At 40.8% G+C, this 13,068-nt stretch carries 9 protein-coding genes and 1 pseudogene; 1 reads left to right on the top strand and 9 read right to left on the bottom strand.

The genetic code is table 11. The features are described 5' to 3' along the window. Positions 1-24 precede the first annotated feature (24 nt). The 9 genes and pseudogenes from ltrA to NSQ44_RS07430 form a co-directional block, all read right to left on the bottom strand. Positions 25-1,482: a group II intron reverse transcriptase/maturase gene (gene ltrA / locus NSQ44_RS07470; RefSeq protein ID WP_232515578.1), complete on the bottom strand. Its 1,458-nt coding sequence runs from the start codon at positions 1,480-1,482 to the stop codon at positions 25-27. Positions 1,483-2,143: 661 nt separating this feature from the next. After that, positions 2,144-3,124, bottom strand: a complete 981-nt coding sequence (locus NSQ44_RS07465) for a F510_1955 family glycosylhydrolase (protein ID WP_340856316.1) — start codon at positions 3,122-3,124, stop codon at positions 2,144-2,146. A gap of 93 nt (positions 3,125-3,217) precedes the next feature. Next, positions 3,218-3,773 (bottom strand): annotated as a pseudogene (locus NSQ44_RS07460) (TVP38/TMEM64 family protein). Further along, positions 3,736-4,455: a response regulator transcription factor gene (locus NSQ44_RS07455; RefSeq protein WP_063389157.1), complete on the bottom strand. Its 720-nt coding sequence runs from the start codon at positions 4,453-4,455 to the stop codon at positions 3,736-3,738. The pseudogene NSQ44_RS07460 and the gene NSQ44_RS07455 overlap by 38 nt, the downstream one beginning before the upstream one ends. Then, complete coding sequence (locus NSQ44_RS07450) at positions 4,433-5,830, bottom strand: sensor histidine kinase (RefSeq protein ID WP_340856313.1); 1,398 nt, start codon at positions 5,828-5,830, stop codon at positions 4,433-4,435. The genes NSQ44_RS07455 and NSQ44_RS07450 overlap by 23 nt, the downstream gene beginning before the upstream one ends. Positions 5,831-6,692: 862 nt before the next feature. After that, entirely contained in the window at positions 6,693-6,932 is a 240-nt protein-coding gene (locus NSQ44_RS07445) for a hypothetical protein (protein WP_094245403.1), read from the bottom strand. Between the two features lie 1,135 nt (positions 6,933-8,067). After that, positions 8,068-9,351 (bottom strand): cell wall-binding repeat-containing protein, encoded by a 1,284-nt coding sequence (locus NSQ44_RS07440; RefSeq protein WP_445659526.1) that lies wholly within the window; start codon positions 9,349-9,351, stop codon positions 8,068-8,070. Positions 9,352-9,679: 328 nt separating this feature from the next. Continuing rightward, positions 9,680-11,053 (bottom strand): IS1380-like element ISGsp2 family transposase, encoded by a 1,374-nt coding sequence (locus tag NSQ44_RS07435; protein WP_044899598.1) that lies wholly within the window; start codon positions 11,051-11,053, stop codon positions 9,680-9,682. A gap of 83 nt (positions 11,054-11,136) precedes the next feature. After that, positions 11,137-11,898, bottom strand: a complete 762-nt coding sequence (locus tag NSQ44_RS07430; RefSeq protein WP_340856309.1) for a hypothetical protein — start codon at positions 11,896-11,898, stop codon at positions 11,137-11,139. A gap of 429 nt (positions 11,899-12,327) precedes the next feature. On the opposite strand from NSQ44_RS07430, the gene NSQ44_RS07425 reads away from it, so the two are divergent. Beyond that, on the top strand, positions 12,328-13,053 hold the full coding sequence (locus NSQ44_RS07425; RefSeq protein ID WP_340856306.1) for a hypothetical protein: 726 nt from the start codon (positions 12,328-12,330) through the stop codon (positions 13,051-13,053). The last annotated feature ends 15 nt before the right edge of the window (positions 13,054-13,068 follow it).

Raw genomic sequence — 13,068 nt, 5'->3', positions numbered from 1 at the left:
ATACGGCTTACCAATGTGTTACAATTAATACGTCGCTAACCTTTGCGCATATTGCATTTTACGGACACGGTCAGGAGTGTAAAACTCTTGACCCTCTTCTTTCGCTCTTTGTTTACGTCTTTCGAGTTCTTTTCGTTGTTTTTCTTTCATACGTTGAATGTAATTTTCTAAAGTAAATCCATAAATTTTATGATAGTAATACCAATATGCTGGTATTAAACCTATCCTCGCAAAGAATTCATTATTCCATTTTGTTTTCATAAGATGTCCTTTTCTTTGATTTGGATGACTGTGTATCATGGCAACTCTTAACCTTTTTCGTATGTAACCATCTATCGCTAATAACTCTTTTCCAAATGCTTGAAAGAAGCAAGAACTTTTAAATCCAAATTGTGCATTTGCCTTAATTGCTTCATAGATCGTCAGAAAATAGTTTACCTTGCCTCGAATGATTGGATTAACCTGCCCAAGCCATTTCTCTTTGCTGAGTGTGAGTGTTTTCCTTGTCTTTGCTTTTATTTTCTGACGAAAATCTTTCCAAGTTGCATCTTTTGGTTTAGCGATATAGTATGGTTTACCATCCTTTTTGCGTTTTCGCCAATGTTCAAATGTAAACCCTATGAAGTCAAAATCGTCATTATTGAAATCTACAAATTTCGTTTTCTCCGATGAGAGTTCAAGACCGAGTTCCGCTAGTTTCTCTTTCGTGACTTCTGCAGCTTTCTTGATGTCTTCCTCTGTTTTAGCAAACACCAGGAAATCGTCTGCGTATCTGACAAATCGAAAATTGTGCTCAGCCCACATCCAATCAAGCTCATTTAGATAGATATTGGCAAGTAGTGGAGAAATGACACCCCCTTGGGGTGTTCCTGAAGCTGTTGCATGGTATTTTCCTTCCTCCATGTATCCAGCTTTTAACCATTTCCAAATCATGTCTAATACCGTTCCATCCGCAATGTATTTGTTTAACACTCTCATTAAGTTCTTATGCGGAATATTGTCGAAGAAGCCTTTGATATCTGCATCATAAATGTAGTTATATCCTTGTTCGATATTAGCCATGATTATTTGTAGGACGCGCTTCGCGCCTAGATTTGGTCTATAACCACATGACCATTTATGGAAAAAGCCATTTTCGAATTTCGGTTGTAGCACATCTACTAGAGCTTGTTGGACAATTCGGTCTTCAATGTTAGGGATTCCTAAAGGTCTAAGTTTGCCGTTCTTCTTTGGAATGTAATGTCTTCTTACTGGGGAAGGTTTATATTCTTTTCTTCTTAACTTTTGTAAAAGTGAGTTTAGATTCTCATCTAAGTTATATCGATAGCTGTCTATCGTTTCACCATCGATACCGCCAGACCCACCGTTCGCTTCTACCTTATCCCAGGCTGCTTTTAATTTCCTGTCAAAGAGAATTTGTCCATAAATACTATGCCATTTTAAAGTTAACGCACGGTTCATTGCATATTCCACACCTTTCATTGTGTACATTCAGTTCGTTTTTACCGCAGTATCGTTTCCTGTTCGCATTACACACCTTTACAGATGTAGAGCCACAAGGTCGTTCCCCTTCCGTTCATACTTGGTTTGGTCCAAATACTACTTCCGTACTATGGGAACGTCTGACTTCTCCATTCACATTCATCATTTCGGATTGCCCTTATAGATGGATGTCCCTAAGGTAGAATGGAGACCTCACGGGGTCATCGTACCTTCCTTATAAGCATACCCAGCACCATCACTTGATAAGCCATCTCTATTCAGCTGATTTATCGAACAGAGACCACTACTCTCAGTAGAGGACTTCCCATTATTTCCGCATGGTCGTCAACTTACCCTGCCGCTGTGCTTCACGCTTATGCATTTGGGTCTGCCTAACCGACTACGGGTCTCTCGACTTTCCGCATCTCCTTCAGACACCACCTCACGATGATGCCCTAGATTAGTCTTCACTGGTTGTATCAGCACTCCAGTGGAAGGACTTTCACCTTCGAGAAAAAAAATGAGTCTTCCAGGTTATTCAGAGCCGTGTTTACCATAGGTATCGTGCTCCAGCCTTTAACGACTCATTCAGTGTAGAATCCCTACACAAAGTACGACTGCCCGTCGCACAGCAAAAAGACATGCCTCCGCATGTCTTTTATTAAAAATTTATTTTCCCTTTCGATGCTATCCTTGTCCAGCTTTCACCGTTATTTTTTGTCATGAAAATATCCCCATTCATGGTGGCGATCACAATTTCCTTCTCATTTTTCGGATTAGAGGCCATATACATGATATGGTCTTTTTCATCGAGCGTAGGAACAGAAAGAACTTCCTCTTGTTTTGTGTCTAATGATTGTTTGATTAGGATAGGTTTATCGTTCTCTACAGCTGCAAATACAATGAATTTTTCTTGGAACGCAAACGTCGTCGTATTGATTTTTCGAGTAAACCGTTCAAACGTATTCCCATTATCTCTTGAAACAAAAATTCCTTCCGATGTACTAATTCCGACCATATTTTCGTCCGTTGGGTGGGCAGCAATCGTTCCCGCTGCAGTTTGCGGCAGGCCGTTCAATTGACTTGGCGACCACGTTTTGCCGTCGTCTTTACTGTAAAATACCCCTTGTCCGAGCGTTTTATTTTCTTCTTGGTTCACAACATAAATGGTATGGCTTTTATAGCCAACTGTCATATAATGAAAATCAGATTCTTTATAAAATCCTAAATTCATCAATGTTTGTCCATTATCAAAACTTTTCACAAGACCAAGTGGATTTCCTAAAGATGAACCTTCTTCCGGATGCCCTGATGAATAAAAGCCGTCGTCTGTAGCCGAAAAGCCCATATAATCATGCTTATTAGAAATCGTTTCATACCACTTATTATTTTGGTAAACAAGTAAACCTTCATGTGTAGCAAAGTAAATCGCATTTTGGTTGCCTGCATAACCGATTCCATGTAAATGTTCGAACTTTCCTTCTTTCTTTTCTTTAAAGAAAGGATTATTGGCAACAGATACATTCGATTTTGCTTGTTCTTTGCTTGTAATAAAGGCCTGCTCTTTTTCGTTGGATGATGAACAAGCGCTTAGAAGAAGAATGGATGATGTAATGATGATTGCTTTCGTCATTTTTGTCATGGTCGACTCTCCTTTGTATAATGTAGATTTCGCACATTTTATAACAGAAAGATTTGCAAAATGTATGGAATTGCAAACCCCTTTTTCATTCGTTTAAGCCTTTTTTCGAGTGATTTTCTTCCAAGTAAATATAAATAAAAAAAACAGATAGAAGTGTCGATATCACTTTCCCTTGCCATGTCCAATTCATCACTTGATAAACCGAATATGCCTCTAACAAAAGTGCTGGCAGCTTTCCAAGCGAGCTGGCAATGATAAAGATCAGTAAGGAGGTGTGTCCGATCGCTGCCACAAACGTCACAAGTCCCGACGGAACAAAAGGAAGAAGACGCAAAGACAAAATAAGCGAAAAGGCTTCTACCCCTTCTGCCTCAAGCAAACGTTTCACTTTCGGATAGGAAAACCATTTCGTTTCCGAAAGTTTGTGAAATCCTTTTCGATATAAAACGAAAGAAACAATCGCCCCAACAGCTTCCCCTACAAACGATAAAAAGGTGCCTTTCCAAAAACCGAATACCGCCAAGTTAGCTGCAGTGAGAAATACGCTCGGTACAACGCCTAAAATACTGATCACAATATTGATCGCAATACGAATGAGATAAGCAACGCTTTCATATGTATGAAACAATGTAATGAGCTTCTCTTCCATTTCTTTTTACCTTATCCCCCCATTTATATCCTACACCCCAAACGGTTTGCAGAAATTGATCGATCGGAAAACCGGCTTGGCGGAGCTTCTCGCGAATATTTTTGACATGCGAATCGATTGTCCGTTCTTCTGTATTGGCGTTATACCCCCATAATGTCACGATGAGTTGCTCTCGGCTAAATACCCTGTTTGGATTTTTGAGAAAAAGTCCTAAAATCGCAAACTCTTTTGGCGTGAGAAAAATATCGTGCCCAGCATATTGGACTTTATGCTGCGCTTCATCCCAAACTAAGCCGTTAAACTCCAGTTTCGCTTGTTTTCCTACAGAACGGCGCAATACCGCTTCGATCCGAGCGAGCAGCTCAGATTCGTCAAATGGTTTTGTAATATAATCATCTGCTCCGATTTTCAACCCTTGGACAACATCTGTCGTTTCTCCTCTTGCTGTTACCATAATAATTGGGACATTCGAAAACTCTCGTATTTGTTTGCACATTTCCCATCCGTCCATCTCTGGCATCATCACATCAAGCAAAACGAGGTCCGCTTTATTGTTTTCCAAATAGCGGATCGCCGCTACCCCTGACTCGCATTTCACACAACGGTACCCTTTCGGTGCAAGATACAGCTCTAATAAATCCAACATTCGTTTTTCGTCATCAACCAATAAAACCGTGTACACCTTCATCCCCTCCTGGCAATGTAATGATCATGTTTGTCCCTTTTCCGAATTGGCTCGTTGCGTAAATCGAACCGCCGTGCGCTTCGACAATTTCTTTCACAATCGCCAAGCCTAATCCCGTCCCTCCGCCTGTTCTCGATCTTGATTTATCCACCCTGTAAAATCGTTCAAAAATATGCGGCAAATCTGCTTCAGGAATTCCTATTCCTTCGTCGGAAATCATGATCATCACGTTCTTTTTCTCCATTCTTACATCAATGGAAACGGTAGAACCTTGATGAGAATATTTTAACGCATTGTCCAAAAGATTCATCATCACTTGCTCAAAACGCTGTCGATCAATATGGACAGTAATGTCTTCATCACAGCGGTAGACAAGCGACATATTTTTCGCCTGAAACGCGGGATACATTTTCACGTATACTTTTTTTAAAAAAAGGCACAGTGGAGTTGGCTCTTTCTCGATTTGAAACGAATGTTGATCCATTTTCGCAAGCTCAAACAAGTCTTTCACTAATTTTTGCATATGCTCTGCTTCCTCATAAATAATGGACAAATATTTTGCTCTTTCTTCCTCCTCGAGCGTTGGCCTTCTTGCAATGTCCGCATATCCTTTGACATACGTGAGCGGAGTACGAAGTTCATGAGAAATACTAGCGAGAAATTCGTTTCTTTCTTTTTTTAAGTATTCTAAATCCTTTGCCAATGTTTGAATCGCTTTTCCTAACTGTGCCAACTCATCTTCTCCTTTTACTTGCAGGCGGACAGAAAAGTCCCCCTTGCTCAGTTTTTCGGTCGCTTGTTTCATCCGAATGAGCGGAATCGTAATGACTCTTGATAAAAAAGCAATCGTCATAATGGTCAAAAAGACGGAAAGAATGCCCACGACTAGAAAATGATGTTTTAGCCTATCAATCATGTTTTGAATGGAAGCCGTATGCTGAAACATGTACACATACCCTTTGATCTTGCCGTCAATCCGAATCGGGCTTACTGTCGAAATATACGACTCTCTTTGCCAATTTTTTTGCACAATCATTCCGCCATAGGGAATGTTTTTATTTGATTTTTTTATTACTCTTTTAGCAAATGGTAAAATATGATCTGAAAAATATAGTATCTTCCCCTTGTCATTGGTAATAACGACGTCGGTCTCCGCTTCCGACTCCATCATGGTGACATGTTCTAACGTAGAAGGGTGATAGTTTTTTTCCAATACATCACGGTGATTGTTCCCTCTCGCTAACAGCTGCTGAAATTCTTCATTAATTCTAGCGTTAACGAGTGTCACATATAACGACGCAAATAAAACCGTTTCGATTCCTAACACAAAGACAAAAAATAATAGCCCTAACTTAAACGAAATTTTTCGCACTTTTGTCCCTTCCTTTATAAGAGCTCATTATTGCTTTTATGTAGAGCGCTTTTTATTTTACAACATAAATTTGCAGAATCGATGGATTTTACAGTGAAAAATACACACGAATATTGCCTTGCAAATATCATACAACAATAGGCGGAATCGAGTAGGAGGGAGCGATTAACTCCCGTCCTCTCACACCACCGTACGTACGGTTCCGTATACGGCGGTTCAATTAAGATGATTGACGCAAGTCTTTATAACTTCCGTGAATAGCTGTTCTCTTTATGCCAGTGGTCACTCCACCCTCCAAGAGGTCTCCCACGGGATTCACCGCTTCCTTCCTCAAGTGAGGTACTACGTTTTCTGTGTTCATCATGACTCACTGAATGCCAAGGGCTATTCTCTCTTAATTGTTCGGTCCTTCTTAGTTGTTCTAGACCAACTAATACTATGACCTCTGCTGACTTCTGACTGTTCAGCTATCTATCACTAGATAGGTTACCAAGGTTACTTGGCGTGCCAGCCAGACCTCCCCGGGTAAGTACATGCACTTTCACACCATCTATCCGCCTCATTTACTCGATATGACCTTCGACAGAAAGAGCTTTGTTTTGTTATGCAAACTCACTCAATCATACCTAGCCTTATATGAGGTTCGTGTTCCTCGGACCGGTGTTTTGCCTCCAGCTTCCTTCAGATTCCGCGTCACCACGGACACCCTTTCGTTGAGCTAACCTCTACTTCTGTCTTCGGGGTTCGGGACTTACACCCTATAGTTCATGTACATGCCGGGCGCACCGAAAAAAACACTGTAGTTTTAAGCCTACAGTGTTTCAATAACTGATCTTTACACCATATATCCTTGTTTCATCATTTATTGATTCGTTTTGCTATTATTCATCATATGTTCCATCATTTGATCCATATTTTTAGTATTTCGACACTGTTCATACATTTTTTGTAATTGTTCCTCTGATAAATTTGGATGCATTTGTTTCATCATTGGCAACATTTCTTTCCAATCATTATTATCATTTTTATTTGCTGCAAAAACAGCTGTAGCTAATACAAAAGCTGAAACAAGGACGAACAAACCTGAAATAAGTTTTTTCATTTTCAACACCTCCATCCTTTTCTGGTTTTAGAATAAAGGAAAAGTATGGAGAAAGTGTTCATAAACATTTACAAATTTTTGTCGCGAATTATCATTAGTAATTAGATATTTTCAAAAATCGATTAGAATTTCTAATGGCCTAATGGCTCTGTCATCATAATCATACTTTGTTGCTTACATGTTTCTTAAACAACATGAATCATTACAAATTAGCTTGTAGAAGTTGTATGTGATGATATGCGAATAATTCAAGAACCTTTGATGTTAGTTGAATGCCATATGTTTGCATCATCATATTAACACCACAAGTTTCAAAAATCGAGTAGGAGGGAGCGATTAACCCCCGACCTCTCACACCACCGTACGTACGGTTCCGTATACGGCGGTTCAATTAAGATGATTGACGCAAGTCTTTATAACTTCCGTGAATAGCTGTTCTCTTTATGCCAGTGGTCACTCCACCCTCCAAGAGGTCTCCCACGGGATTCACCGCTTCCTTCCTCAAGTGAGGTACTACGTTTTCTGTGTTCATCATGACTCACTGAATGCCAAGGGCTATTCTCTCTTAATTGTTCGGTCCTTCTTAGTTGTTCTAGACCAACTAATACTATGACCTCTGCTGACTTCTGACTGTTCAGCTATCTATCACTAGATAGGTTACCAAGGTTACTTGGCGTGCCAGCCAGACCTCCCCGGGTAAGTACATGCACTTTCACACCATCTATCCGCCTCATTTACTCGATATGACCTTCGACAGAAAGAGCTTTGTTTTGTTATGCAAACTCACTCAATCATACCTAGCCTTATATGAGGTTCGTGTTCCTCGGACCGGTGTTTTGCCTCCAGCTTCCTTCAGATTCCGCGTCACCACGGACACCCTTTCGTTGAGCTAACCTCTACTTCTGTCTTCGGGGTTCGGGACTTACACCCTATAGTTCATGTACATGCCGGGCGCACCATAAAAAAAACAGCTTGCTCGGCTTGCAAGCTGTTTTGCGTATATATATAAGTTGCAATAAAGAATTTCTGATTGTTCGTTTCTGTTTTACCTCCATACAAGTCGACTTTGATATAACGTGGCGAGTGATCGGCTGGATGGAAAATAAAATTTCAACTTATATAGATTTACGTGCTTCTAATGCCCTGCATGTCCTTCTCCGGTTGCGGGAATAATTTCGAGCTTTTCATCGATGATTCCTTGTGTTTGATAAGAGATGGAACGGAATGTACCAGATAAAAATGCGTGGTTATACGGTCCCACTGTTGGATCATCCGTAAAAGTTGGTTTTAAACGGGCTAAAAATTCGTATACGTCCTTTGTTAATGTCCCATTCTCTAGCCATATTAAAGGTGCGTGCTTTCCTAGATGAGAAAATGGCGCAGCTGCAATCGCTAATTCAGGGGTTTTCGTTGAAATAAATGATACGCCATGCCCCGGATTATTTAGCCCCCAGCCAAATTTTGTTTTTTCATCTTTATAAGTAGCAAAAGAAACGGATTGTTGCACCGGTGTATCGCCTGCGATTCGGACAACGGTGCCAAATGATTTTAGTTCGTTTTCCACTTCTTTAGAGATTACTGATTCGGGACCTAAAAGGTATATATTTGCTTTTCCTTTTCTTTGCTGTAACGCCTCTTTCGTTGGTTGCGGAATGTCATTTGCCGTAACATACAACAACGGTTCTTCCATGTGGGCAATCCAATTGGCAGCTATAAGAGTGTACAATTTTGCCTTATCTTCCAAAGAACCAATCATCACGCTTTGCGGGGTCTTGCCGGCAATGTCGCTGTAAAATTGGTCAATTTCTTTCGCAAACGCAGCCGGATCTGTTTCACTAATTTGTTTCAGCTTAAAATTCTTTAATTTATCTAGTTCACTTTTCCCAATATTTCCCATCACCATAATTTGCGTACCGTCAGCTGTGCCTAAAGGCTGAAGGCGGTTTATTTCCTTTAAGACGGCATCCGGTATTTTTTGATCTTTTGTAAATAAAACAGGGCCGTTGCTCGGATGATGAATTAAGTCTACACTTGCCAATGCGATTTGCCAACTTTCAACGGGCACTAAAATAATTCCGCCGGGCTGGTTTTCTTTATGGGTGGCAGGCCAAACCGTTTGTGAAACCATGACGGATAACTCAATAGGATCATCCGTGTTGATACGAGTAACGTTTTTCGTCGCTGTTACGATCATGTTTTGGCTTGCTAAACGGTTGAATGAGTTTGGCGGCTTCGCGAACTCCATTTCATTTGTTTTGTTATCTTTGTCTTTATCATTGGCGGACATATCCATATTTGCACCATCCATTTCTTTCGAATCATGATCCATCTGATTATGGTCATTGTTTTGATTGTTACATCCGGTAATGATAAAGATAGGTAGCACAGCTACTAGGACTCCCCTAAGTAATTTACTGATCATGTGTAATCCTCCCTGAAAGAATCTTTTCTTTATTGTATTTATCCCCATTTGTTATTACTTTTAAACTTTTCCCAAATTCCATAAAAAAAAAGCCTAATAAAAGGCTTTTTATCAAAAACCTGAATCCGTGATGAATTGAAATCGACTTTGATTTTGTTGTAATTTTGATGGATTGATAATCCATAAAACCCCTTTTATGCTTATGACCTATGTCATCTCTATTTCCGAAAATGGAACAAATCTCTTTTTTAGGTATACGAACCAAAAAAATAGACAAAAAAGCACAGGGAGTGACGTTGGACATCAGTGCCCGAACATTCGTTCGTTATCTTGCCTCTCTCCATTTCTGATAGACGTTCAGTAGGGGCTCGCTATAGCCACTCCTTCGCGTCAGTTTCATCCAGATCTGTCGTGATCGACGGACGAGTCGCCCTGCCATCGTGATCACCGTCTGAATAATCGTCTTGATGCGGCGGCGTTTCACTTTGTGGTGCAACGGATGTCTCGGATCGCTTAATAGATCTTGTCCAATCAGACGAAGAAGATTGTAAACGAAGGCTCCCATGACCAACACGAGCGCATTCGTTTTCATCTTCCCAGATGGAAGCCGCTCTAAATCTAAGTCGCTCTTCAGTTCGCTATGAAACTGTTCGCATGTCGCATGGTCATGATACAACGCGAGCACATCGCTCATTCGAACATGCTCGTATCCTTTGAGCCGCACCCAATAGCTTTCCACTTCATAATCAGGAACGAGCATCAGCTGTCCATTGCGTTCCATCGTCCGTTCCGTCACTTGGGTGACTTGAACGTACGTATACGTGTTTCCATCGATCGCTGCCTTCTGTGGAAGGCATAGCTCATAGGTTTGTACTCCTTCGCTTTGTCCATCATCGACACGTTTGCCCTTTTGCGAAGCGATCTGGAACCAAAGCGCTTTCGATTCTCGGCGTAAGTTTCGCTTGATGACAAAGTCCACGTCTTCCTTTAGGCATACGTGCACATTCGCTTCTGCATCGTTTCCTGCATCCATGCGAACAAGCAGACGAGATGAAGTCAGTTGACGAGCTCGACGGATAGCGGTGACTAAAAACGAGGGCATGTTGTCTTGCACATGTTGTTTCCCTGGACGCAACTCGGCATGAACGAGATACCCTTCCTTCCCTGCATACGCAAACAACGGTGTAAAACCGTCAAATCCTTTATACGTTCGACTGACTCCTTCTTTTTTCGTATCGGAGTTGTCAAATGGGGAACCATCTATATCAAGGGGAAGCCATGTCGTCTTTCCTTTGGTCCAACAAGGGGACAAAGTGGCATGTCGTTGAATCAACAGACGTATGGACTCCTCCCAAAGAATCGTTTCGGTCATCGGAAGACAAGCGAGCTGATCGAGTCGTTGTCGCAAGGTTGGAGAGGAAGGCACGTGCTGAATCCCCATCGATGCCGAAAAGATATCGTCCTGACGATACGCTTCGATATGATCGAAATCCGTTTTTCCTGTGGCAAGCAAGCCAATCATCGAGCGAATGACATCGCTATGGGAAATGTGCACTTCTCGACGAACCGTTGGAAGCCGAAGTGCGTTTACCCGTTTATCCAGTTTCGTTCGATGGAGTAAGTAGCCAACGAGAGCAAGCCCAGCACTTGGGGTAATCGCTTCATCTGTCAATACAAACCGAATCGGGAAATCTTTCATCACATCACCTACTTGATGAAGAATCGTCAACGTCGTTTTCCCTTATCGTATCAACGGTTTGCGACCATTGTAAAGATGTTTTGTCACGGATTCAGGGACGTCATCAAAATAACAAAATCTGCTAACTCTCCATGTCTCTTATAATCATGGGCTCCGTGCCATGGTCCTCTTTGTTCATCACTCGTTTTTGGGGCCAATGCAGTTGAAACCGTAAAGCCAGCTTTGCGAACCTGCGGCAAAATCGTTTCGAGAAAGCCGTTATACAGCTCACGATCCTTTTCCCGAATATGTTCAAAGTCGATATTTAAAGCTTTATATCCTTTTGCTTTCATCGTCTGAATAACGCCATTGATCAAACTTTTAGAGGCTGTTTTATCTGTAAAGATCCGATGAGCAATATCCGGTGAAAAGTTTCCTTCTGTAAAATTGGTGATGACCATCATCGGAATCGCACCGGATTTTTTAGCAGCTGCGAGTGCTTCACTGTCTTCAATTGGAACAAGACTTCCATCGGCGTTCACTCGGTAACTGAAAAAAGCTACATATGATAAATGCTGGCTGACACCTTGTAAGTCAGAAACGGATTGCTGCGGAGTGATCGGCTCAAGAAATCCAATTGAGTTAATAGGTCTTTTGTCGCGGGCCGTCTGATCAGGGTTTACCTTTTGGATTCGTTTTGCTGGAGATTGGCTATGCTGTATCCTAATGAGCGAGCTATCTCCTTCATTCTGAGTTGTCGTTCCTTGCTGTTGATCATAAGAAGCGCCCTGCTTTTTATCATTTCCATTTCCGCATCCAGAAAGAGCGAGCGAAAGGCAGAGCAAAATGACAAATTTTCTCTTCACAACATCTCCTCTTGTTTTTTCTTATACTTCCTAAACAAAAGGATGAATATTCCCGAGTTTTTCACTTCTGTCCATAGATTCAGCAAATATGCGCTGGAAAAAGTATTTAAAAAAAGACTGTCGCAAAATACATAGAAATTTTTCATCTGCTGTTGACCTTTTTTACAGTTCCATTTTGCTGCGTGTTTTTCCGTACATTTTTTTCATCAGCTGCTTCGAATTTTTTTATTTACATCCTGAGCTCCAGAAGTTGCAATTTTTTTGTAGTCCTTCTACATACCGTTTGGAGTTACTTCAAAATTTTTAGAACGAATGTTGTTGATGCCTATCCATACATTTTTTCAAAAAAGACTGGTCAAATTTAACAAAATGTTATATAGTGTGTATATAGATATATACAGTAAAACAGTTCACTTGGAGGAGATCAATATGAACGATTGGAAGGAAGCGTTTTGGCTAGCAAAGTTTGAATTAAAAAAATTGAAATTAGGTTTTGTATTGCTTGCCTTGATGGCCATCATGTTTTCGATGTTTTTCGCCACTGTCATTCCGAAAAATATGGAAAGAAGCACCGTTATGCTAGATATTTTTTTCTTTATTGTATTTGGTTTTGGAACTGCATGGATCAAACCGAAAGAATTTAATCATCAAAAAATAGGCGGCGACTTTTGGGCATCCCCTTTTTTTATTACACTTAGGCAGCTGCCGATCCAAAAGGATGTGCTCATTAAGAGCAGATTTATTATTTTTTTCGCTTTTGCCGTTCCTTACTATTTAGGGGTATCCATTCTTACTTATGCGTTTTCCCCTGATCTTAGAGCAGCGTTGGACTTAAAGGAATATTTCGCATTTATCATGATTTGGATTGGTATCGGCATTCATTTAGGAGCTTCGTTTCCAGCTAGTGATGTCGGCTACCGGCTTTCGACGGTGAGGTTTGCCCTTTATATATTCGCTTTATTCTTTGGATTCATGTTTATCTTTACGATATTTAACATTTTATATGGAAACGGCTTTGTGCCCTTGACGATGCTCATCGCTGAAAAATGGTCTCTAGTAAGTATTATTGCGTCAGTTTTTTTCGCTGCTATAGGCGTGCTCTACTCGCAAAAATATATGTCCAAAAAAATTGAAAAAATGGATTATTTATTTTAAGAAGGAGGAAGTTGA

Origin of the sequence: Aeribacillus sp. FSL M8-0254 (assembly GCF_038008845.1) — a bacterium.
In the GTDB taxonomy this organism is placed as follows: Bacteria; Bacillota; Bacilli; order Bacillales; family Aeribacillaceae; genus Aeribacillus; species Aeribacillus composti.
The sequence above is the reverse complement of the archived record's forward strand: the minus strand, read 5'-3'. Positions and strand labels throughout refer to the sequence as shown.

Bases quoted from the DNA above. Each gene is read 5' to 3' on its own strand.
- ltrA (WP_232515578.1), bottom strand. From the start codon at position 1,482: ATGAAAGGTGTGGAATATGCAATGAACCGTGCGTTAACTTTAAAATGG.
- NSQ44_RS07465 (WP_340856316.1), bottom strand. From the start codon at position 3,124: ATGACAAAAATGACGAAAGCAATCATCATTACATCATCCATTCTTCTT.
- NSQ44_RS07445 (WP_094245403.1), bottom strand. From the start codon at position 6,932: ATGAAAAAACTTATTTCAGGTTTGTTCGTCCTTGTTTCAGCTTTTGTA.
- NSQ44_RS07435 (WP_044899598.1), bottom strand. From the start codon at position 11,053: ATGAAAGATTTCCCGATTCGGTTTGTATTGACAGATGAAGCGATTACC.
- NSQ44_RS07425 (WP_340856306.1), top strand. From the start codon at position 12,328: ATGAACGATTGGAAGGAAGCGTTTTGGCTAGCAAAGTTTGAATTAAAA.